Source organism: Shewanella waksmanii (assembly GCF_043643685.1).
Lineage (GTDB): Bacteria > Pseudomonadota > Gammaproteobacteria > Enterobacterales > Shewanellaceae > Shewanella > Shewanella waksmanii_A.
The window spans coordinates 43015-64118 of the sequence record NZ_JBHZSN010000013.1 but is presented as its reverse complement, the minus strand read 5'-3'; the positions used below and the strand labels follow the sequence as shown (position 1 = coordinate 64118).

Here is a 21104-nt window from a genome sequence, read left to right as displayed (position 1 = left end):
CTGGCCTGACATGAGGTCTTGGGGGCCGATTGGGGACCAAGTTGCAATTTATGGTCAATTTTTCACTTCCCAAGATGACTTCCATCATAGATCAGTATGGGAAAAGTGGGAATGGTGGGAAACATTTTTCCACCGCATTTACATTTAATGGATTATTAGCTTTCTTCTGGATGGATGAACAGGTGTGCTTTCCCTTGCTCCAGTAGATATGGCGTTGTCACAGTTGTGGTGTTGATCTTAATCTGACCAGATGCAATGTATAGGTAAACCCATTCAGGTAACTTGCTGCTTACAGCGGCATACATTTGGTCTGTCGGAACATTGCTATTACGCCCTGGAGTCACTCGGAAGCGGTGGTAATACATCTTATGGTTAGACTCGAACGCATATGAGCTTTGTGCCGAGCTAACGAACGAAGGCGAGACCGTTTCGCGAGGTTCAAAGATCTCAGTGGCAATGTAGCAAAGCTCTTTGTTGGTCATGCCTTGTTGATACTCTGGACAGCCAAACTCTTCATGGTGGAAGTAGAACTCTACTTTGCGCTCAGAATTGCCATTGGTAACTTCATAGCTTAACCCCATTTCCTTGAGGGTATCTTCCATCGCTACTTTCATCTGGCTTACCAGCTTTGCCTGTGCTTCTTCAGAGGTAGCCGCTTCGCTTTGTGGCATCCAGGCTACAACGCTGTTACGAGAAGCTGTACCTGGTTGCTCTAGAACAGATGTCAGTAAGCCCATACCCAAGCCAGCCCCCAGATCCATATTGGCACCGAACGATGAGGTGAATAACAGAGTATTGGTGGCAGTGTTGCCAGTGAATTTCAGAGACTCGTATTCCGCTTGCGGCACGATACGATCTTTTACTTCATATAGACCACCTGCTTGAGCGATATTGAACGCTCTACTGTGAGTATTATCGTAAGTAGCAGGAGTAGATGTTGTCGCACATCCGGTCAGCAAAATTGGGGCTGTTGCCAATAGCATGGCTAGCTGGTTTATGTTCATGAAATGATTCCTTTCGTTTTAATCGTAATACCTTAATCGTGGGAATGGTCTCGCCAGACTTGGGGCTTTCCTTGCTTTATTCGTGGGTGGTGGCGTAGGCCAGCCAGATGTGCTCCATGCTGAGACCACAGTGGCTACCAAAAATGATGTGAATAAGCAGAAGATATCTCTTGATCCAGCAGATGGTGAGGAAGGTGATCACAGCAAGTTGCCAAAAAGGATCCGAGATCATCAACGCAGATAAGATCACCAATAGCTCTAGTAGATTGATCAGGTACTTTTTTAATTCACTGGATCTTTTGATGTTGGTATCAAAAACTACCATCAACGTTTCCATCCATATCAACATCTATTCCGCCAAGGCCCATCATGGGCGAACCTGTTGCAGAGTTGAACTTCGGTTGTTTTTTCCTTTTGTGAATTCTTCTGGGGTGTTCGTACTGACAGTGCAAATACCAAACGTGCTTAGCAAAATAAGTTAGTGCAGTAGCTATGCCAAGAAGCCAATGAAAGTAGATAAGTGCTAACCAAAATAGCATTGCAGCCAGGCGTTGTTTATGAATAAAGCTCAGAGGAGTTTGAAGCCAGGCAACAAGTGGGATTGCCGTTAGCGCCAACCCCCATGACTGGTACGTGGCGACTAAACAGCCAAGAGAAAATAAACAAAAGAGCGCAAAATTTATCAATGTCTTCATGCCGTTCTCTCCGCTAATCAAATTTATGCTTAGTTATCCTAAGTATACAGGTATAATAAAAACTTAGAAAATCTAAGCATCAAAGGTTGATGATGATTCTCACTTGTCTAAAACAAACGTATTCCCACAGCGCCTTAAACAGGCTAGAAATCGAGTTGGCATCAGCCAAAGAGAGCTTGGTATCCGTTTGGGTATGGATCCAAGTTCTGCGAGTGGCCGAATGAATCATTACGAAAAAGGCCGCCACATGCCTGATGTCGGTACACTCAAGAAGCTGGCAGAAGAGTTGGGTGTACCAGTTGCATTTTTCTTCTCTGACTCTGATAGTTCAGCTGAGCTGGCTTGCCTAATAGAACAGCTTAATGAAAAGGAAAAACAAGCACTCATCACTCAGCTTAAACAAGAGCTGGATAAGTCAGATAGTGCTTAGTTCTACTTCTCCCGCCCTGCGTACCAGAAGACGCCTCCAACAGCCGCTACTGTCAATAGTAAGCCGCACAACCATATCCAAAGTTCCATAAGACTTCCTCGATCATTTGTTTATATTTAGCTTAGCTTTCCTAAGTATCTACTACCTAAATTTTACCACCGATTTTGAAAATGCAAGCTCAAGCGGAAAAGCTCCATGCCGAGAGGAATGGAGCAAGCAAACACGTTAAGTATTATATTTTTCTATGGCTTTGGAGAGCTCTTTTACTGCTTTAGTTAGTGTGGTCATGCGGATGACTCGCTGATCGAGCTTCTCTAACTCATCGAGTAAATGCAAATACAGCGGGATCTCCCAGCTCATTGCGTTGGAAAAACGGCGTAATACAGCATTAGATACTTCTTTTTCTTCAAGCTCTTCGTCTGGATAGTGATGGAGAATAAGGCGATACCAAGTGATCTTTGGTAAGCCTTTTGATTTTTTGACTTTGAATTTGTATCGCATTGGATACTTTATCTTGTACTCAGCTGTCAGAACTTTGCACAGCTTTTTCAATCGTGATTCAAGGTCTTTGGCCGCATCCATCAGTAGTTTGGATTCATCTGTGATAAATGCAGATAGATCGCTTGTTAACTCTGGTAGTGGTGATTGTTCGCTAAGTACAATGTCAAAGTCTGATAGCTTCAATGCGCTGTGATAATTGGTGATACCAACGTTGGGTTCTTTAGTCATCTTGCATCTCCATTTTTTGGAAGTGTTCATGTAGCTTGTGAAGTCGTTTTGAACAGGTTTGCGCTTTTTGTTTGATGGTGAGGATTTCATGGCGTACTTCGCGGATCAGTGCGAAGGCATCTTCTGTGTACTCAATAAGATTGGATTCCCATTCAGCGTTGGCTTTTGAAAAGCGACCCGGTGGGTAACGAAAGCCTTTGCCTTTGCGGATGTGTGTCGAGCGGACACGGTGTTTTTTGTTGTGTCGCTGCGCCATTTGGTTCTCACTCATGTACCAATTGTGGTGCCATGCGGCCTCGAATGCGTTGTCACGATTACGGACTCGGCAGCCAAAATGCCCAGGTATTGTGTTTTTGTAAGAGCGATGGATGCGCCAGAAATTGTTGGCGTAGCAACTTGCTAGAAACTCCAGTAAATAAGGCTCTTGATCAGTAAAGTGCTCTACGTGTGCCAGAGCATTGAGTGATTGTGAAAGTGCTAGCTCGAAAGCTTGCTTCTCTTCGCTTGGTTTGCGCTGCTGCGCCATTTTATGCCAGCGATAAGCTGTGCTGTTCTCATCTAACATAGTTAGGTTACTCCGTGGTTTTGCTCATTAGTTAGCAATTACCGTAACCCAGATGCCTTTTGGTCATAGCATGCGTAGTTGCCCATTCGGGGCGTAAAAATTCACCCCATATCCCAGCAGCTAAAATGGCAATAGCATCGCTTCCTTTCCTGGGAGCTGACCTATTGCTTTCCAAATCTCTATCCTTGTGGGAGATCGAAGCTAATAATCCATAGCCTGTTAATGACCGTTACTGGGATGCTGATAGTCACAGTCCAGTATTTGTGGGATATGTGCTTTGAGTTTTTATCGGTGCTGGGATTTGATGGGAAGTATTCTGATTTTTGTGGGATGTTGGCGGGGATTATTTCTGATGCCCTGGAGACTTTCACATGTGAAACCCAGGACCTTTTAAGAGATTAAAACACCTTGGGTTGGAGTAACTTCGGTAAGGTTGCGTTTAGATTGCTTTTCGATGTGCTTTGAGTAGAGGTTGTCAGTCGAAATTGGAAGGGAATCGTAAAGTGGCTTTTTGGTCGGGTATTGGTGGTACCGACACAGATGTCGGTACCATAGTGATCACTATTTGTCTTTTTTTAGCATCGCTTTGAGGGCTGCAATGTTGGCTTGTGCCCCTTCGGTTTCTTTTAGTCGGCGACGGTGAGCAGCAAAACTATCGAACTCTGACTTAGCTTTTTCATCTGCGGCCTTTTTGGTGATTTTACCAGCACCACTGAGTACATCGCGATCATTGAAGTCTAAGAATTGGTCGAGTTTGTTAGCCCAGTCTTGTAAGAAAACTTGTTTACGCCTCAGAGCTTGGTCCTCGGCAAAATCGAGCCACATATTGACGATGCGGTTGAGCTCTTTTATTTCGTCTTCATGCAGATAGTTTTTGGCAACGGTTACGTCTGTCTTGCGTACTTCGTCACCTTTGAAACTGGTTAGGCCCATATCAGGTTTACTGGCATCCACACGACTTGCAATTAGTTCAGCGGCAGTCATATGAGTACTGGCGTAATGGAGTTTATTCTGAATGGTTTGGAAGAAGAGTGTGGTCTCTTTATTGGAAGGCTCGTAGTCTGCCGCCATGGTAAAGATCTCTTTAACTCGCAGATAAACACGACGCTCACTGGCACGGATATCGCGAATGCGTTCCAGCATTTCATCAAAGTAATCTGGCACCGCAGAATGACCAACGGGCGGGTTTTTCAGGCGCTCGTCATCCATTGCGAAGCCTTTGATCAGATATTCTTGCAATACCTGTGTTGCCCATTGGCGGAACTGAGTACCACGTTGTGAGCGTACTCGGTAGCCAACAGCTAGGATAGCCTCCAAGTTGTAATGATCGATTTGGCGATTGACCTGTCTTGCCCCCTCTAATCGAACTATCCGGAATTTCCGGATGGTTGCGTTTTGAACAAGTTCTCCCTCGTTATAAATGTTAACAAGATGCTCATTGATGGTGCGGACATCTTTGTCATAAAGCTCAGCCATCGCAGCTTGTGAAAGCCACAAGGTATCTGACTCAAAGCGGCACTCTACGCGAGTTGTACCATCTGCACTGGTAAACAGAACGAACTCACCATGCGGAGCTTGTGGGGTGTTATCGGTCATTGAATCTCCTTTTACTCTGGCTTGGCTGTAAGATATGGCTGTTTAATATCGGGTTGCACAACTGCCGAGAAACAAGTTTTGATGATTAATTGTTCCAGTTCACAAGAACATACACGTAAAATCAAGCACAAATTAGCTAATTTTGCTAAGTTAGCTAAAGGTTCAGGCGAGAGCTGAGAAATTGAAATGAAAGAACAGATTTATCTGGCGATACGTCAGGCGCTGGAAGGCGCTCCACGCAATCAATATATGGCAGAGTTACACCTACAGATGATCAAGTACGCTGATGAACTTCAAAACATCACAGCAAAAGAGTTTTGCGAAGAAGTAGGCCTCAAGCCGAGCTATGGAACCGAGTTCAGTAAAATGAGAAATCTTACAAGCCGATTAAAACAAGCAGGTTTGGACGTAAGCAAAATTTAGGGAAGAAAATGACAAATAGTAAATATCCTCGTGGTTCTGAATGGCGTAAGTGGGATCTACATATTCATACCCCAGCGTCTTTTCATTGGAATGGTCAGAAGTTTAATTCAGATCCAAACTCACCTGACAACACTCGGCTTGTCGATGAAATGATCCTCGCTCTGAACGCAGCCGAACCTGCTGTATTCGCAATAATGGATTACTGGACTTTTGAGGGCTGGTTCGCATTGAAAAGGCGCTTAGCACAACCAGGGGCTCCAAAACTTGAAAAGACGGTTTTCCCAGGAATTGAATTGCGATTAGTTGCTCCAATGGACGGGCGACTGAATGCTCATGTTTTGTTCTCTAATGAAGTGGATGACCAAGTTTTGCATGATTTTCGAACAGGACTGAATGTTGCGCTTATTGATCGCCCTCTATCCGATTACTCGTTAAAATGCTTAGCACGCCATGTAGGTGAAGACTTGCTTAGCCAAAAAGGTTTCAGAAAAGAAGATGTTGACCGTAATGACGATACTGCTTTAAAAGCAGGCTCAACAATTGCTGAGATCTCTTGTGAAAGCTATAAGCAGGCAATACGAAATGTACCTAACCAGATGGCTCTCGGCTTTATGCCATTCAATACAAACGATGGTTTGGCTGACGTTAGATGGCAAGAACATTATGCTTACGTTCTAGGTTTATTTGATACATCACCGATATTTGAAACAAGAACCCCCGATCTTTGGGCTGCTTTTGCTGCGGTAGAGACAGATACAAATAGAGAGTGGATTAGTGATTTCCAACGCGCATTAGGTAATGTACCAAGGCTTGCCGTTTCAGGTAGCGATGCTCATAGATTTACTGGTGAACCTGGAAATAATGATCGCCGAGGATATGGTGACTACCCGTCAGGAAAAGCAACATGGATAAAAGCGAACCCGACATTTGAAGGATTAAAGCAAGCGATAAAGGAACCAGCAAAGCGATCATTTATTGGAGCAATTCCTCCAAAGCGACAACTTGTAAGTGAAAACAGAAGCCGTTTCATCGAAAAGCTAGAAGTCAGCAAATCTGGGGCGGCACCACTTGCAGATACCTGGCTTGACCAAACAGAATTACATTTAAACCATGATTTAGTAGCAATTATTGGTAATAAAGGTAGTGGTAAAAGTGCATTAGCAGATATTGCGGCACTGCTTGGTAACTCGAAACAGAGTCATCATTTTTCTTTCTTGAAAAAGAATCGATTCCGAGGGAAAACAGGTGAACCAGCATGTCACTTCAATGCAAAAGTAACATGGGGTGATGAAGAGGAACTGGCGAAAAATCTTAATGAAAACCCAGCAACTGAAAATGTTGAACTCGTAAAGTATATTCCTCAGGGGCACTTTGAAGAGTTATGTAATGCACATGTTTCTGGCCAGTCAGATGCTTTCGAGAAAGAGTTGAGATCTGTAATTTTTTCACATGCTGATGATTCTATACGTTTGGGTGCTCATGACTTTGACCAGCTTATCGAGCAGCAAGAAAGCTCACTTCGAAGCCAACTCGAAAGCTATCGCAGCGAACTACACAAGGTAAATGAGCAGATTGCATTTGTTGAAAGCCAGATGACCAGTGAAGCTAGAAAAGCACTCGAAGAACTACTGGCTCAAAAAGAAAGGCTACTTGAAGAACTAACGAAGGTTAGGCCAGAAGAAGTTGCAGAACCGGCGAGTGACTTGACAGCTGAACAGCAAGAAGTAGCTGGACAACTGGCTGCTATTAACCGGGAGCTTGAAGCATTACAACATCAGCAAGAATCAAACCGAGAAGAGATAACAAAGCTAGCAGCAAAGAAAAAATCATGTAAGAACATCAGAGCAGGCTTTGAAATTGTCAAACGCGCAGTGAGCCAATTTAGTTCTGAGTTTAATTCTGATGCCAAAGTTTTAGGCTTAGATGTCGGGAACTTAATTAAGCTAGATATTAATGAAAAAGCAATTTCAGACTTCGAAGTTGCTAGCACCACACGTGATAATGAGCTAAAAGAAAGTCAATCATCGCTTGATGCTAAGAAGCAATCACTTACAGAGAAGAAAGCTCCATTAAGCGCACAACTAAATGCGCCACAACAAGCATATCAGCAATATAAAGAGCAACTTAAAGTTTGGGAAGAAAAGAAAACAGCACTAGTAGGAACCAAGGGTGAACCAGATACTTTTGAGGGTGTTAAACATAGAAAAACTCAATTGGATCAGCTTCCAGCTCAAAGGAAGGAACTACATGAGAAACGACAGGGTTTAACGCGCCAAATATTCAGGGTTCTTGATGAGCAAAAGTTAAATCGTGAGGCTCTTTTTGAGCCAGTTCAATCTCTTATTCAGAATAACGCCCTGATCCGTGATGAATATAAATTGCAGTTTAGAGCTGAACTCAGCAGTACTTCGGATCAAATTTCACACAAGCTATTCTCCATCGTGAAACAAGCGTCGGGAGAGTTTAGAGGCGAGTCTGAGAGCCTGTCAGTCATGAAAGAGCTAATGGATCGGCACGATCTTGATAACGAAGAGTCCCTTATCTGCTTTGTTCAGGAGTTGCACCAAAAGCTTGAGAGTGCGGCTAAGGACGACGCAGGCATAGCCTCATTGCTACGTAAGGATCGTACAGCAAATGAAGTTTATAATCTCATTTTTGGGCTAGATTACCTTGAGCCAAGGTACACACTAATGTTCCAAGATGCGCAAATTGGGCAACTGTCACCAGGGCAAAGAGGTGCATTACTGCTGATTTTCTATCTGCTTGTAGATAAAGGGAATACTCCCATTATCTTAGACCAACCAGAAGAAAACTTGGATAATGAAACAATTGTTAGCTTACTTGTGCCAGTGTTGACTGAAGCAAAACAAAAGCGACAGATCATTATGGTTACACACAATCCAAACCTTGCCGTCGTCTGTGATGCAGAGCAGATAATCCACTGCGAGTTTGACCGAACAGATGGTCATAACATCACATATACACCAGGGGCTATTGAGTGCCGCATAATCAACAACAAGGTGGTTGATGTGCTTGAAGGAACGATGCCTGCATTCGACAACCGCAGAGTTAAGTACATGTAAACCCACCACGGCAACCCTAGCCTGCCTGTGAAAGTCTGACAGGCGGGCTAGGCTGAAAATCTGAAAAATAGCATTAAGTATGCTAGCTAACAGGTGCCAGTTGACGACAATTCTGGAAAAACTTAGATGCCAGTAGCAACGCAAGCACTGTAAAGTTTTCCGGATGTTCTATATCGTTTAGGTGTGGAAGTAAGATGTTCTGATACGAAGAGTAGGGAGAACTTAGACTTCTCCTGATGCCGTTAACATTAATGATGAGTGCAAACTTTCGCCTGCTGGGTATCTAAAGTTAGCATTTTCTCTGGCCGGAGAAGGTGTACCGTTTTCGCCAAATCGGTACAGTTTTGTAATATGGTAATTAGTAAAAACTTATCTATAACAGTTGCTTATATGTAATACTGGGTTGAGCTGTACCGTTTTAGGTGTACCAGACAAAAGCGGTACACTTGGTTGTTCTATCCGTTCAAAGTTTCATATTTTGCTACTTTCACATGTGAAAGTGAGTCTCTAACTACTAGGCGTTAGCCACTGCCAATAGTGCGGCGCTTGGGTGGGTTACCGAACGCACAGTGCTTATTTCTAGCAGGCACACTCTAAGCTCAAACACCAGCGCTATAAGTGCCTAATTTGGGCTTGAGCACCGCGCGCTTTTTCAAGTCAAATCCTCAAAAATACCCCTGTTAGTTCTTATATCGACAGGAGTTTCTATGAACGAGCAAAAGCAATCAGGTCAGCTATTAAGTTATCAAGAAGTCTGCCAGTTGACTCAGCTATCGCAGGCAACCATTCGCCGCTACGTAAAAAACGGTTCCTTCCCCACGCCCGTTACGCTTTCACCAGGCGCTAGAAGTGTGAGGTTTCGCCTTGCAGATGTTCAGAAGTGGCTTTTGAGCTTGTGATGAGGGCTTGGTATGTATCGAAACAAAGATAAGGTACTGGAGTACTGTGACAAAGAAGAAGGTTGGTTGGCTATTAGCTCTGAACTTTCAGTCGTAGCACGAGTTAGGGCACAAGATAAAAAATCAGGTTACGGTGCCTGTATTGAGTTTGTGAATATGGATCTTGTTCCTGTCCGGTTGGTTGTACCTGCAAATCGAATTTTAGGTAGCGCAAGTAACACATTGCGTGAGGAGCTCTTTGATCGCGGCTTTTGGCTAGAAGATGATAAATACAACTGGGGCCTTGTATTGCGCTACTTACGCCAACAGATAAAACAAGCGCCATCTGGCATCAGTGCATTTAATACAGGCTGGCATGACGATGTATTCGTGACGACTGAAGCCACTTTTGGTGCATCCGAGGAGCCATATTTTTATGCTGGAGCAATTGTTGATAGTAATTTTGAAGTAAAAGGTAGCATAGATCACTGGCAACAAGAGATCGGCTGTCTTTTGAGCGGAAATCCAACCTTGATATTTACTGTTGGAGTCGCACTTGCCGCCCCCCTATTAGCGCCTTCTGGAGGGGAAAGCTCGGTATTTCATTTAATGGGCTCGTCAAGTCAGGGGAAGTCAGGTGCTATTTATGTTGGCTCGTCAGTTTACGGCTCCCATTCATACAAGAAGACTTGGCATAGCACGAATAATGGTATCGAATCTGTATCAGCCAATTATAACGATGTCATGCTGCCGCTCGATGAGATTGGTATGGCAAGAGGTGAAAATTTAGATACAGCGGCTTACCAAATTGTGAATGGTGATGGAAAGTTGAGATCGTTAATCACAGGGGCTTTAGGCAAACAAGCAAAGTGGCGAACCTTGGTGCTCAGCACTGGTGAAGTTGGTTTGATCGATTTGCTGGAAGAAATAGGCAAAAAGCCCGCCGCAGGCCAATTGGTCAGAATAGTGGAGATACCGCTGACGGAAAAATATGGCTGTTTTTCTAGTGTTCACCGATTTAATGACTCTCATGAGTTTGCCAAACATTTGGAGGAGGCAACGAAAAAGCACTATGGTTCGTTATTTCCAGCTTGGATGTGCTTGATAGTAAAGCAGCCAGATCTGGAACTGTTGTTAAGATCGGAAACGGATAGGTTGATGCAGCGCTGGAAGGAAAGCTGCATGTCAGCTCAAGTCCTCAGAGTTCTACATCGCTTTTGCTTGGTTGCCGTTGCGCTCTCACTGGCCTCTCGACACAAACTCGTACCGTGGAGCGAAGAAGAGTCCTTATTCTCTGTGCATAGCATTTTTCAGCGCTGGATTGCAGCCAGAGGGCACACTCAAAATCACGAAGAGTTTGAAGTGCTTATGGCATTGAAGCGGGCTCTCGCCAAATGGGAAAAGCAGTTAAGTGAGATATCCAGCGGAAGATCATCAAACACGGGGTACTTCCGACGAGATGGAGATGAGATCCAGTGGCTGATTCATAAAAATGTGTTTATTCGTGATCTCCAGCTGCGCAAGCAATACATCAGCCAGCTGACTCCTTTGGTTCAACGACGCTGGTTTGAATCAAACGAGGGAGCCAGGGGGACACTACGAGTAAAAGTGAACGGTAAGTTGGAAAGGTTTTTTGCTTTTACTCCAGCTCAAATTATCCAAGAACTAGAGGAGCTGACCGCCGATGCGTAATCCGTTTCCAAGTTTTCCCACATTTCCCAGCGCAGTGACATGGAGGGGGAGTTATGACAAGCAATGAACAGGTCCTTCTCCAGTCCATTTTGGCTAAAATCGACCATGTAGAACGGGTTGTATTAGAGCAGCGTTTGCAGCAGCAAAAGGTGGAGTTGCTTGGAAAGGACATTCTAACCGTTGATGAATGTGCAGTACTACTCGGTTTGTCTACAAATCAGTTGTACAAGCTGACTAGCTCAGCGGAAATACCATTTTTCAAGCTTGGTAAGCATCTTCGATTTGAGCGCCAAGCCATAATGAGCTGGGTAGAACAGCAGCGTGTTGCATCTCACCATGAGATTGAAAAAAGGGCAGCAAACTATGTCGCCACTACCTCTCGCAAGTAATATCTTCATAGCAGCGGCCTTAGGCCGCTGAATCCCTTTGAAAATTAACGTCGCCAAAAAGCCCGGTGTTACCAATGAACTTTTTGATTAGATTTGTACTGTCAGTGCAGAGTTTGTTTTGCGCTTGATGTGAGTAAATCAACATCATTAAAGGAGTAACATCATGTCAAAAGGTTCAAGTAAATCAGGTGGCCGTCCTCAATCATCACATCCAGGACCAGGTGGAAATTGGCCATCTACGACTGGTCAAAAATCAGGTGGTGGTCGTGGAAATGCTAAAGGTAAGTAGTTGATATTTGGTTTGGAGTTAATATGTACGAAAACCAGATTCAATGTGCAGAGTGCTTGTGCACTCTGTACTTTACCGGAGAAGATGGGCCATGGGGGATCACTGGCGAGCTGTGTTATGACTGCCAGAAGGAGAAAGACTTGATGGATGAATATGATGACGACGATGACTAGGCATTCCTTCCCAACTCTTGGTGAAGCGGTAAAGTTTGTCTTCAACAGCACAGGCTTGTTGGCACAGAAACACAGTCAATCAGTGATACTGGATGACGAAGCAAAGAAAAAAAATATCCAAACTAAGCTAAACAGATTAGCTAAAGAGGATGGTGATCTTGAAAAAAACCTTGAAGAGCTTGAAGGTTACTTTATTGGCTTGGTGTATGAAGCGACTCAAGATCCGCGGGTTAGTGAAGCACTTCTAGCAAGTGCGAGAGATTTGTATCTGTCCTACAGAGTCACGCTTAGTGATGAAGGTACTTATCTTTCAAAGCAGGAAACGGTCAAATGGCTTATTGAATACCGTTTAGCTGATCTTGTTATTAAGTCTGCGCATAAGTATGCGTTGATGTATGGTGCAGCTGTAAGCCGCTTAAAAGCTCCCAATGAAATTGATTGGTGGTTGCCGCTGTTTACGGGAGATCAAGTTTGCTGGCCCTTAGAGAGAGCCTGGCGTTGGGTTTATGAGAAATGTGGAACAAGTCAAAGTCGGTTTCATAACCCATCAGATGCAGATGGTAGGGCGAAGCAGAACCTGGAAAATGTATCTCGTTGGTTTAATCGTAATCGACTACCCAGCTGGGGGGAGATATCTAGCAATTTAGAATGCTCAGTTGAGCAAATGGCAAATTGTTCTGATGAAAGGTATCGCAGAGAGCTGAGCCCTGAAGATCTTCACAATTTCAGATGTATTCTTTTTCTATCCCGATTGTCGACAGACATTTTTCAGCAGATAAACACGGCTTTTGGGAGTGACTACGCTCAACGGTTAGTTCTGCAAATGAAGGCTCAAAATCGCAGAATGGTTCGATTCAACCTAAAGCTTAAGCAGCATATATCTATTGGTTTGTTCAGAGCCGGGCCTTTAACTTCTCAGTGTTACTATGACTTCTGGCACCAAGAAGTTGATGCGTACTGGCGACTCTATTCAGAGCAATCAGCCCATAACGCAAAGTTAATCCAGCCGATCATGATTAAATCAAATGGAGCCTCTTTGTCGCTCTCAGAAATTAAGATTCTAAGGCGAAATTTGGATCCTTTTTTTCTATCCATGATCTTGAGGCAATTGCGACTAACGCCTGACTTAAAGCAAACAAGTTTTATGCAGTATTACATGGATGGAGGGAAGCAGAGAAAGTCCTCAAAGTTATCACTTACAGATATTCAAGATTATCGGCGTAGTATTGATGAAGCTGGACACGGTGATACTTTGCAATGGATGGTTGAATGGATGTTCGCTACATATTTTTACCGAGAAGGTGATCATCGGTCAGCTTTAGGGCACTATAAAAAAGCGTTTGAGCTTTCAAAGCATAGCGTGGGGGGTGATACGTACTTACTCGTGAACCAATTTGCTGAGTGTTGTGCAAAAAATAATAAATGGCGCGAGTTTAAGAAGCTGGTCGCTTGGGCTTGCCACCAGAACGTAAAGATTCGCTGGCACCGAGGCTTTGACGAGTCAGAGGACGCAGTAAAGGGAGCCTTTGAAATGTTAAAAATCGCTAACTACCCGATCCTGTGACCATAAATTGGGGTGTTATGTGCTTTCATCTATGATGAGTTAGTCGTGCGTTAAGTTACAACAACGCCTCAAACGGTCGATTTAATCTGCTTTTACCTTACCCTAGATGTGGTAAAGTCCCATTAATTTAACGGTTTAGGAACAGTACTTACAGCTAACATTGATGTTGAGGCTTCGCTTGGATTAGAACTCTCGTTGACAGCTCCCGAGGTAACAACGGTGCAAGTAGAGAAGAACGAAACAGGCAATAATAAGGGCAACTTTATGAAAAACGTGAAAGGTGGAATCGTGGCGTTACTGGAGCAGCGGGTAGCAGATTCTAATCCGAGCGAGTAGCTGGCAGAAAGTGCAAACTGTAGGTCCCTAGAAGTGCGTCGCGGGGGTTCAACTCCCCCATGCTCCACCATCTTATCTATTCGTGGTTCCTTGTCACGCACATAACAAATAAGGATTAAACGCTTGACGGTTTCGCTTCGCTCAAGTTTAGCCAAGCGCCGCTCACACCTTTATGCGGCGATAGTGAGCAATGTCACCATCACCAACATAATTGAGAATGTTCAAGTTCTAGGCTGCTGAGTCCTTTCCAGAAGAAGTAAAAATATCGGGAAATGTAAGCATGGCTTCCATTCGGCGTTGTTCAATGATGTCAGCGTAGATCTCGGTTGTTTTGAGTTCGCTATGGCCGAGCAATCGAGACACTGAGTAAATATCCACTCCTCTGCTCAGTTGGATCACGGCAAAGGTATGGCGACCGCTGTGGAATGTAACGTGTTTACTGATCCCAGCAGCCAGGCTCCATCTAAGCAATTCAACGTTCATGTATGAAGAGTACTTTAATCCCTTGAATACGCGCTCGTGAGAAGCTTTAGGGCTACCCAGAAGAGTTTCAGCTGACTTTGGTATATCTAAATACTGAAGGCTCTTAGCATCGCCGTGAGAGAGCTTGCTCTGGTCGAAGATAATTCGTTTGTGCTCTTGAAATGTCTCTATTTCTGACCAGGTGAGCTTTTGAATGTCGCACCAACGCATACCTGTTGAACAGGAGAAAAGAAATGCACGTTTGAGAATAGGATAGCGACACTCCGTTTGAGCCAGAGCGTTGACTTCATCAAGAGTTAGGTAAACACGCTGAGTCGTTTTTGCTTTGATGCTGGTTACTTGTGATAGTGGATTATCACGAATAATGCCTTCACGATGTGCTTCGTTGATCGCCGCCCGAACTTTATTGAAGTAGGAGCTTTGTGTGTTGCGAGACAAAGGCTCATCACTTTTGGTTTTCGCTTCATTGGTTAGGTAATACTTAAACCCGTCTAACCAGTCTTTATCTAGCTCATCAAAGCTAAGATCATGTTTCCCGCAGTAGAACAGCAGGTGCTTACGAGCTGAAAGCCAGATCGAGTGGTTGGAGGTTGAGGTGGTTTGTTCTTTGATGTCAATTTGCCGTTGAAAGTAATCAATGAAGCTAGCTGAACGCTTGGTTCGATCCTCAAAACCATGCTTTTGGGATTGCCACTCAACCAGTCGTTTACTCTTAATGGTTTCGGCGAGAAGCATGTGTTCTTTGTTGTGTTGGCGCTGGGTGGGGGTTTTAGGTTTGTCGTGAACGTACAGGTCTAAAGTTTCGTAGCTGCGTTTACGTTTATTTTGGCGTCCACCTAGTGTGTTTGTGGTGTAGCCATGGTCGTAAACTAAGCGTAATGAGCGTGTGCCGTCAGCTCTAAGTGTTCGTTTTTGAATAGAAATTTTCATTTTGGACTCCATTTGGGCCCCAATCGGTGCTTATAGCATGTCATGGGGTCCAAATGGGGACTAGATCTAGCAACTAACGGCAATGGATAGAAACAAACAGCAAATATCAGCTCAATAAGATCAAAGGGTTACCTATTGTTGTTTGCTGTTATTTTCCGTTATTTGCCCACTTTACTTCCCAATACAGAAAGAACTGAAGATCTTGCCAAGTAAATCATCTGAGGTAAATTTACCGGTGATCTCCGATAGCGCGAGCTGGGTCATGCGTAGCTCTTCTGCAAGCAATTCACCAGCTTGATACACTTCCAGCTGCTCTTTGCCTAACAGTAAATGACTGGTTGCGAGATCGAGGGCTTCTAAATGGCGGCGACGAGCAATGAATCCGCCTTCTAAGTTACTTTGATAACCCATCAGCGATTTAAGGTGATCTTTTAGTTCATCTACGCCTTTGCCTGTCTTGGCTGACAATCTAAAGATATGCTGACCTGCTTCATGACTTGATGCCATCGGCTCACCGGTTAAGTCAGCTTTGTTACGCACTACCGTTACACCTAAGTTGTTTGGTAGTCGATCGATAAAATCAGGCCAGATATCGTGGGGATCAACTGCATCAGTAGTGGTGCCATCGACCATAAATAGCACTTGATCGGCGCTATTGATTTCAGCCCAGGCTCGCTCAATACCTATCTGCTCAACAGTATCTGTTGTATCACGCAAACCTGCGGTATCGATGATATGCAATGGCATACCATCGAGATGGATGTGCTCTCTTAATACGTCGCGTGTTGTTCCGGCAATTTCGGTCACAATGGCGGACTCTTTACCCGCCAATGCATTGAGTAAACTTGATTTACCCGCATTAGGGCGGCCAGCAATGACCACTTTCATGCCTTCACGAATAATGGCGCCTTGCTTAGCGCTGCGTTGCACATCGTCAAGCTGCTCAATTATGCCATTGAGGGAACCCGCTATTTTGCCATCAGAGAGAAAATCAACTTCTTCGTCAGGAAAATCGATAGCAGCTTCTACGTATAAGCGTAAATTAGTGACTTTTTCGACAAGGTCATGGACTTGAGTCGAAAACTCTCCCTGCATCGATTGTAGGGCGCTTTTAGCGGCTTGTTCGCTTGTTGCATCAATCAGGTCTGCAATGGCTTCTGCTTGAGTTAAGTCGAGCTTATCATTCATGAAAGCCTGTTCGCTAAACTCTCCGGGTTTGGCGATACGTATTCCATCCACTTCCATGACGCGTTTGATAAGCATATCGAGTACGATTTGCCCGCCGTGTCCTTGAAGCTCTAAAACATCTTCACCGGTAAAAGAGTTCGGACCTTTGAAGAACAGGGCTATGCCTTGATCAATCACATCGCCATTTTGATGTTTGAAATCACAATAGTCTGCGTAACGGGTTTTAGGTAGGTGACCTAACACTGCCATGGCGACATCACTGGCCTTATCGCCAGATATACGAATAATGCCTACACCGCCACGTCCTGGTGCTGTCGCCTGTGCCACAATGGTATCCGTTGTCATGAGTGTGATTCCTAAGTTGTACGTATATGCAATTGATTAAAACAGAAAAGCGGCTAATACCTAGGTATCAAGCCGCTTTTGTATCGAGCTCTAAAAGCTTATTTTAAGCCTTTTTTCTCCAGTGCAGCATAAATGATTTTTTGCTGTGCAATGGCGACTAAGTTACCTACTAACCAGTATAGAACTAGACCAGCTGGGAACCATAGGAAGAATACCGTAAAGACCACTGGCATCCACTGCATCATTTTCACTTGCATTGGATCCATTGTTGGGGCCATAGGCTGCATTTTCTGCATTACCCACATTGATGCACCCATTAGCAGTGGCATCACATAATATGGATCTTGAACTGAAAGGTCATCAATCCAAAGCATAAATGGTGCATGACGTAATTCAACACTTTCTAGTAGTACCCAATATAGTGCGATGAAAATTGGCATCTGTAGCAAGATAGGAAGACAGCCGCCCATAGGGTTAACTTTTTCCTTCTTGTATAGCTCCATCATGGCTTGACCCATCTTTTGACGGTCATCACCAAAGCGCTCTTTCAAGTCCTGTAACTTAGGCTGCAGGTTACGCATTTTCGCCATAGAGGTATATTGCGCTTTAGTTAGTGGGTACAAGATACCACGAACGGTTAGCGTAATAAGGATAATAGCGATACCCCAGTTAGTCACTAGAGATTGGAAGAACATCAATAGTTTATAAATTGGGACAGCTAACCACCATAGGAAGCCATAATCAACAACTAGGTTAAGTGAATCAGATAGCGCAGATAGTGCGGCTTGATCTTTTGGTCCAACGTAGAACTGTGCACCAATTTCGCGGCTCTCACCTGGGGCGATGTCATAGACCGCACCGCGGAAACCAATGTTGGCTAGACCACCAGCACTGATGCTAGAGAAAATGATGTTTTGATCATTTGCAGGTGGAACCCAAGCTGATACAAAGTAGTGTTGTAGCATCGCTGCCCAACCACCTAGTGTACGCTTATCTAGGTTACGATCCGCCATATCTTCAAAGCTATACTTTTCATAGCGAGTATCTTGTGTCGAGAACGCTGCACCACGATAAGTTGGCATCATCATGCTGCTTTCGCTCTTCTTGATACTATGCTTGATCTGACCGTACATTTGTACTTGCAGTGGCTCAGAAGAGGTGTTGTTGATGCGGTAATCAACATCAATATTAAATTGGCCACGGTGTAAGATAAATACTTTAGTGTATGTCACGCCGTTATCTGCGACATAAGTAAGTGGTACTTCTAAAGTATCTTGGCCTTCAGCCATAGTGTAATCGCGTGATGCACTGTCAAAGTGGGCGCGACCACGAGCACTGCTGTCGATGCCGTTACGTCCAATTAGACCGCTTTGAGCGATATATTCAATATCTTTGCTTTGCTCAAGCAAAACAAATGATTCATCACTATCGAGCTCTTTCTTGTGCTCAATAAGCGCAGAGTAAACAATGTCACCACCCATAGGGTTGATCTTAATTTTTAACTGATCAGTGGTAACAGTAATTAACTCTTTTGAGGCTGTAACCGCAGCAGGCAAACCTGCATCGGCGTCTGGTACATCAGCGCTGTAAGAATCTGTAGGGTTAGAAGCTGCGACTGAGCTTTCAGTTGCAACGGGTTGTGGAGCTTTATCTGCCTGCCATTGTTGCCACAGCAAGAAGCTGACAAATAGCAAACCAATAAGCAATATATTGCGTTGAGATTCCATAGCCTATTTATTACACCTGTTGTTTTTTTGGGGGACGGGGTCTTCTCCGCCCGGATGCAAAGGGTGACATTTTAATACGCGTTTCACTGCAAACCAACTCCCTTTCACAAATCCGTGCACTTGAATTGCTTCAATTGCGTAATGCGAACATGTAGGGTGAAAGCGACACTTCGGCCCCATCATGGGACTGATAAAAGTTTGATAACCACGAATTAACGTGATTGTTAGCCATTGTAGCGGCGAGAAATTTTTCGCCATAGCTTTTCTACCAGTTTGTGTAACTCTGCATTTTCCATATCAACGACACCATTTCTGACCAGAACAACGATATCTATCGGCGGCAACTCATGTTGATGACGTCGAAAGTTATCACGAATTATACGCTTTATTCTGTTTCGCTGAGCGGCTTTCTTTACAAAACGTTTAGCAACAGTTAATCCAATACGTGGATGCTGCTCTGAGTTTGGTATAGCAAGTAAAGTAATTTCAGCTGAAGAAGCTTTGATGGGATTGGAGAATACAGATTTAAATTGCGCGGGAGTTAACAGACGTAACTCCCGCGTAAAGGTGTAGCTAGTCACCTGAGTCTTCTACTTAATAAATTAAGCAGAAAGGCGAGCACGACCCTTGGCACGGCGGCGAGCCAATACCTTACGGCCATTTGCTGTCGCCATGCGAGCGCGGAAGCCGTGAGAACGCTTGCGCTTCAGGTTGCTTGGTTGAAAAGTACGTTTACTCATTGTGGCAATCCGTCTTTGTAGTAGTTAACAATCCTTATCTCTAAAACTTAGAGGTAAGGGCAAAAAAGAGGCCGAATTGTAATCACTTTAATTATGCTCGTCAATAAGCAAAACCGACAAGTGCACAAAATCTGCCGATAAAATTTCCTATCAGATTCCACTTTTGCACCACAATATGTGGATAACTCTGTGAATGGACACTACATCTTGTGGATCTAGTTGACTTTAGCCTGATCGAAAGGCGCTAATTATAGATCGATCTGGATCGCTTAATAAAGCGCTGTTTGCAGGTTTCACTAAAATAATTGATCGTGATTGATCCTTTTTGATCTGCGCAATGAAATAAAGATGATCTAACTGGGGATAAATCTATTTTAAGGATAGCGATCCTCGCTTTCTCACTATAGAATAGCTGTCTTTGTATGATCTTTTGGGGATAAGTACGTGGCGGTTTCACTTTGGCAGCAATGTATTGGACGACTACAAGATGAGCTATCTGCTCAACAATTCAGTATGTGGATCAGACCATTACAAGCCGAAATGGATGGAGATACTCTTGTCCTTTATGCGCCTAATCGCTTTGTTTTAGATTGGGTTAGAGACAAATATATTAATATTATTAACCAGTTTTTCACTGAACAAATGGGCAGTGATGCACCCAAACTGCGTTTTGACATAGGTAGTCGACCGACTGCAAGTACCACTGCACCCGCCGCGGCAAGTAAACCTGCTACGCCTGTGTCTGCTAAATCAACCAATAAGCCCAGCTTTAATAGTGGTAGTGATGCGCCTGCCAGCGCTAATCATCGCAGCAATATCAATCCAACCTATCAATTTGATAATTTTGTTGAGGGTAAATCTAACCAATTAGGTAAAGCTGCCGCGCTACAGGTTTCTGAAAATCCTGGTGGCGCCTATAACCCACTATTTCTATATGGTGGTACCGGCTTAGGTAAGACCCACTTATTACATGCTGTTGGTAATGGCATCATCAAAAACAACCCTAATGCCAAAGTCGTGTACATGCATTCAGAACGTTTTGTGCAAGATATGGTAAAGGCACTTCAGAACAACGCCATTGAAGAGTTTAAGCGCTATTATCGCAGTGTCGATGCTCTGTTTATTGATGATATTCAGTTCTTTGCCAATAAAGATCGTTCTCAAGAAGAGTTTTTCCATACCTTTAATGCTCTACTAGAAGGTAATCATCAGATCATTTTGACTTCTGATCGCTACCCAAAAGAAATCGACGGTGTTGAAGATCGCTTAAAGTCTCGATTTGGTTGGGGGTTAACGGTTGCGATTGAACCACCAGAGTTAGAAACTCGAGTGGCGATCTTGATGCGTAAGGCCCAGGAAAGTGGCATTAATCTACCTGATGAAGTGGCATTTTTCATTGCTAAACGTTTACGCTCTAATGTACGTGAACTGGAAGGGGCATTGAACCGTGTGATTGCTAATGCTAACTTCACGGGTAGGCCGATTACGATTGACTTTGTTCGTGAAGCGTTACGAGATCTTTTGGCATTACAGGAAAAACTGGTCACGATTGATAATATTCAAAAGACCGTTGCTGAATACTACAAGATTAAAATGGCAGATATGCTGTCAAAACGTCGTTCTCGCAGTGTGGCAAGGCCAAGACAGATGGCTATGGCATTATCAAAAGAGCTCACTAACCAAAGCTTACCTGAAATTGGTGATGCGTTTGGTGGTCGTGACCATACGACTGTGTTACACGCTTGTCGTAAAATTGCGCAATTGCGTGAAGAAAGTCATGACATTAAAGAAGATTATGCTAACTTGATACGAACGTTATCTTCATAAATCTGGGAAATTGAAACT

22 protein-coding genes are annotated in these 21104 nt (G+C 43.9%); 10 read left to right on the top strand and 12 right to left on the bottom strand.

Annotated elements, in window-relative coordinates; translation table 11 throughout:
• Positions 1-155 precede the first annotated feature (155 nt).
• From ACHUFW_RS17955 to ACHUFW_RS17945, 3 genes are all read right to left on the bottom strand, one after another.
• Complete coding sequence (locus ACHUFW_RS17955; RefSeq protein ID WP_394204960.1) at positions 156-1004, bottom strand: hypothetical protein; 849 nt, start codon at positions 1002-1004, stop codon at positions 156-158.
• Positions 1005-1080: 76 nt separating this feature from the next.
• Entirely contained in the window at positions 1081-1329 is a 249-nt protein-coding gene (locus tag ACHUFW_RS17950) for a hypothetical protein (RefSeq protein WP_394204959.1), read from the bottom strand.
• A complete protein-coding gene (locus ACHUFW_RS17945; protein WP_394204957.1) occupies positions 1316-1699 on the bottom strand; it encodes a hypothetical protein in 384 nt (127 codons plus the stop codon). Before ACHUFW_RS17945 ends, ACHUFW_RS17950 begins: the two co-directional genes overlap by 14 nt.
• A 103-nt stretch (positions 1700-1802) precedes the next feature.
• On the opposite strand from ACHUFW_RS17945, the gene ACHUFW_RS17940 reads away from it, so the two are divergent.
• The gene (locus ACHUFW_RS17940) at positions 1803-2129 is read left to right on the top strand and encodes a helix-turn-helix domain-containing protein (RefSeq protein WP_394204955.1); all 327 of its coding nucleotides are present in this window, start codon (positions 1803-1805) and stop codon (positions 2127-2129) included.
• 225 nt (positions 2130-2354) lie between these two features.
• On the opposite strand, the gene ACHUFW_RS17935 is transcribed toward ACHUFW_RS17940, so the two are convergent.
• The 3 genes from ACHUFW_RS17935 to ACHUFW_RS17925 all read right to left on the bottom strand — a co-directional run bounded on the left by ACHUFW_RS17935 (position 2355) and on the right by ACHUFW_RS17925 (position 5019).
• Complete coding sequence (locus ACHUFW_RS17935) at positions 2355-2858, bottom strand: hypothetical protein (RefSeq protein WP_394204953.1); 504 nt, start codon at positions 2856-2858, stop codon at positions 2355-2357.
• Positions 2851-3423: a conjugative transfer protein MobI(A/C) gene (mobI, locus tag ACHUFW_RS17930; RefSeq protein WP_394204951.1), complete on the bottom strand. Its 573-nt coding sequence runs from the start codon at positions 3421-3423 to the stop codon at positions 2851-2853. The genes ACHUFW_RS17935 and mobI overlap by 8 nt, the downstream gene beginning before the upstream one ends.
• 561 nt (positions 3424-3984) lie before the next feature.
• Positions 3985-5019 carry a virulence RhuM family protein gene (locus ACHUFW_RS17925; RefSeq protein ID WP_394204950.1) on the bottom strand — a complete coding sequence of 345 codons (1035 nt, stop codon included), beginning with the start codon at positions 5017-5019 and terminating at the stop codon, positions 3985-3987.
• 186 nt (positions 5020-5205) lie between these two features.
• Between ACHUFW_RS17925 and ACHUFW_RS17920 the strand changes: the two genes are divergently transcribed.
• From ACHUFW_RS17920 to ACHUFW_RS17885, 8 genes are all read left to right on the top strand, one after another.
• Complete coding sequence (locus ACHUFW_RS17920) at positions 5206-5442, top strand: HTH-like domain-containing protein (RefSeq protein WP_394204948.1); 237 nt, start codon at positions 5206-5208, stop codon at positions 5440-5442.
• Positions 5443-5450: 8 nt separating this feature from the next.
• Entirely contained in the window at positions 5451-8525 is a 3075-nt protein-coding gene (locus tag ACHUFW_RS17915) for a TrlF family AAA-like ATPase (protein WP_394204946.1), read from the top strand.
• 707 nt (positions 8526-9232) lie between these two features.
• Positions 9233-9424 carry a helix-turn-helix transcriptional regulator gene (locus ACHUFW_RS17910; RefSeq protein WP_394204945.1) on the top strand — a complete coding sequence of 64 codons (192 nt, stop codon included), beginning with the start codon at positions 9233-9235 and terminating at the stop codon, positions 9422-9424.
• A gap of 12 nt (positions 9425-9436) precedes the next feature.
• The gene (locus ACHUFW_RS17905; RefSeq protein ID WP_394204943.1) at positions 9437-11095 is read left to right on the top strand and encodes a DUF927 domain-containing protein; all 1659 of its coding nucleotides are present in this window, start codon (positions 9437-9439) and stop codon (positions 11093-11095) included.
• Positions 11096-11148: 53 nt separating this feature from the next.
• Positions 11149-11484 (top strand): helix-turn-helix domain-containing protein, encoded by a 336-nt coding sequence (locus ACHUFW_RS17900; protein ID WP_394204941.1) that lies wholly within the window; start codon positions 11149-11151, stop codon positions 11482-11484.
• Positions 11485-11647: 163 nt separating this feature from the next.
• Positions 11648-11773 carry a hypothetical protein gene (locus ACHUFW_RS17895; RefSeq protein ID WP_017055473.1) on the top strand — a complete coding sequence of 42 codons (126 nt, stop codon included), beginning with the start codon at positions 11648-11650 and terminating at the stop codon, positions 11771-11773.
• Positions 11774-11796: 23 nt separating this feature from the next.
• Positions 11797-11946, top strand: coding sequence for a hypothetical protein (locus tag ACHUFW_RS17890; RefSeq protein ID WP_164977653.1), 150 nt, complete (start codon positions 11797-11799; stop codon positions 11944-11946).
• The gene (locus ACHUFW_RS17885) at positions 11927-13510 is read left to right on the top strand and encodes a hypothetical protein (RefSeq protein ID WP_394204938.1); all 1584 of its coding nucleotides are present in this window, start codon (positions 11927-11929) and stop codon (positions 13508-13510) included. The genes ACHUFW_RS17890 and ACHUFW_RS17885 overlap by 20 nt, the downstream gene beginning before the upstream one ends.
• Positions 13511-14074: 564 nt before the next feature.
• Here ACHUFW_RS17885 and ACHUFW_RS17880 read toward each other — a convergent pair.
• The 6 genes from ACHUFW_RS17880 to rpmH form a co-directional block, all read right to left on the bottom strand.
• On the bottom strand, positions 14075-15259 hold the full coding sequence (locus ACHUFW_RS17880; RefSeq protein ID WP_394204936.1) for a site-specific integrase: 1185 nt from the start codon (positions 15257-15259) through the stop codon (positions 14075-14077).
• 171 nt (positions 15260-15430) lie between these two features.
• Positions 15431-16792 carry a tRNA uridine-5-carboxymethylaminomethyl(34) synthesis GTPase MnmE gene (mnmE, locus tag ACHUFW_RS17875; RefSeq protein WP_394204934.1) on the bottom strand — a complete coding sequence of 454 codons (1362 nt, stop codon included), beginning with the start codon at positions 16790-16792 and terminating at the stop codon, positions 15431-15433.
• 98 nt (positions 16793-16890) lie between these two features.
• Entirely contained in the window at positions 16891-18519 is a 1629-nt protein-coding gene (yidC, locus tag ACHUFW_RS17870) for a membrane protein insertase YidC (RefSeq protein ID WP_394204932.1), read from the bottom strand.
• 3 nt (positions 18520-18522) lie between these two features.
• Positions 18523-18777, bottom strand: coding sequence for a membrane protein insertion efficiency factor YidD (gene yidD, locus ACHUFW_RS17865; RefSeq protein ID WP_394204931.1), 255 nt, complete (start codon positions 18775-18777; stop codon positions 18523-18525).
• Positions 18744-19100 carry a ribonuclease P protein component gene (gene rnpA, locus ACHUFW_RS17860; RefSeq protein WP_394204929.1) on the bottom strand — a complete coding sequence of 119 codons (357 nt, stop codon included), beginning with the start codon at positions 19098-19100 and terminating at the stop codon, positions 18744-18746. The genes yidD and rnpA overlap by 34 nt, the downstream gene beginning before the upstream one ends.
• A 21-nt stretch (positions 19101-19121) precedes the next feature.
• Positions 19122-19259 (bottom strand): 50S ribosomal protein L34, encoded by a 138-nt coding sequence (rpmH, locus tag ACHUFW_RS17855; RefSeq protein WP_011758135.1) that lies wholly within the window; start codon positions 19257-19259, stop codon positions 19122-19124.
• Between the two features lie 444 nt (positions 19260-19703).
• Here rpmH and dnaA point away from each other — a divergent pair, with 444 nt between their 5' ends.
• Positions 19704-21086, top strand: a complete 1383-nt coding sequence (gene dnaA, locus ACHUFW_RS17850) for a chromosomal replication initiator protein DnaA (protein ID WP_394204928.1) — start codon at positions 19704-19706, stop codon at positions 21084-21086.
• The last annotated feature ends 18 nt before the right edge of the window (positions 21087-21104 follow it).

Bases quoted from the DNA above. Each gene is read 5' to 3' on its own strand.
- ACHUFW_RS17905 (WP_394204943.1), top strand. From the start codon at position 9,437: ATGTATCGAAACAAAGATAAGGTACTGGAGTACTGTGACAAAGAAGAA.
- ACHUFW_RS17910 (WP_394204945.1), top strand. From the start codon at position 9,233: ATGAACGAGCAAAAGCAATCAGGTCAGCTATTAAGTTATCAAGAAGTC.
- ACHUFW_RS17895 (WP_017055473.1), top strand. From the start codon at position 11,648: ATGTCAAAAGGTTCAAGTAAATCAGGTGGCCGTCCTCAATCATCACAT.
- ACHUFW_RS17890 (WP_164977653.1), top strand. From the start codon at position 11,797: ATGTACGAAAACCAGATTCAATGTGCAGAGTGCTTGTGCACTCTGTAC.
- ACHUFW_RS17945 (WP_394204957.1), bottom strand. From the start codon at position 1,699: ATGAAGACATTGATAAATTTTGCGCTCTTTTGTTTATTTTCTCTTGGC.
- ACHUFW_RS17925 (WP_394204950.1), bottom strand. From the start codon at position 5,019: ATGACCGATAACACCCCACAAGCTCCGCATGGTGAGTTCGTTCTGTTT.
- ACHUFW_RS17900 (WP_394204941.1), top strand. From the start codon at position 11,149: ATGACAAGCAATGAACAGGTCCTTCTCCAGTCCATTTTGGCTAAAATC.
- ACHUFW_RS17885 (WP_394204938.1), top strand. From the start codon at position 11,927: ATGATGACGACGATGACTAGGCATTCCTTCCCAACTCTTGGTGAAGCG.
- ACHUFW_RS17880 (WP_394204936.1), bottom strand. From the start codon at position 15,259: ATGAAAATTTCTATTCAAAAACGAACACTTAGAGCTGACGGCACACGC.
- mnmE (WP_394204934.1), bottom strand. From the start codon at position 16,792: ATGACAACGGATACCATTGTGGCACAGGCGACAGCACCAGGACGTGGC.
- ACHUFW_RS17950 (WP_394204959.1), bottom strand. From the start codon at position 1,329: ATGGTAGTTTTTGATACCAACATCAAAAGATCCAGTGAATTAAAAAAG.
- ACHUFW_RS17920 (WP_394204948.1), top strand. From the start codon at position 5,206: ATGAAAGAACAGATTTATCTGGCGATACGTCAGGCGCTGGAAGGCGCT.
- yidD (WP_394204931.1), bottom strand. From the start codon at position 18,777: ATGGCGAAAAATTTCTCGCCGCTACAATGGCTAACAATCACGTTAATT.
- ACHUFW_RS17955 (WP_394204960.1), bottom strand. From the start codon at position 1,004: ATGAACATAAACCAGCTAGCCATGCTATTGGCAACAGCCCCAATTTTG.
- ACHUFW_RS17935 (WP_394204953.1), bottom strand. From the start codon at position 2,858: ATGACTAAAGAACCCAACGTTGGTATCACCAATTATCACAGCGCATTG.
- yidC (WP_394204932.1), bottom strand. From the start codon at position 18,519: ATGGAATCTCAACGCAATATATTGCTTATTGGTTTGCTATTTGTCAGC.
- mobI (WP_394204951.1), bottom strand. From the start codon at position 3,423: ATGTTAGATGAGAACAGCACAGCTTATCGCTGGCATAAAATGGCGCAG.
- ACHUFW_RS17915 (WP_394204946.1), top strand. From the start codon at position 5,451: ATGACAAATAGTAAATATCCTCGTGGTTCTGAATGGCGTAAGTGGGAT.
- rpmH (WP_011758135.1), bottom strand. From the start codon at position 19,259: ATGAGTAAACGTACTTTTCAACCAAGCAACCTGAAGCGCAAGCGTTCT.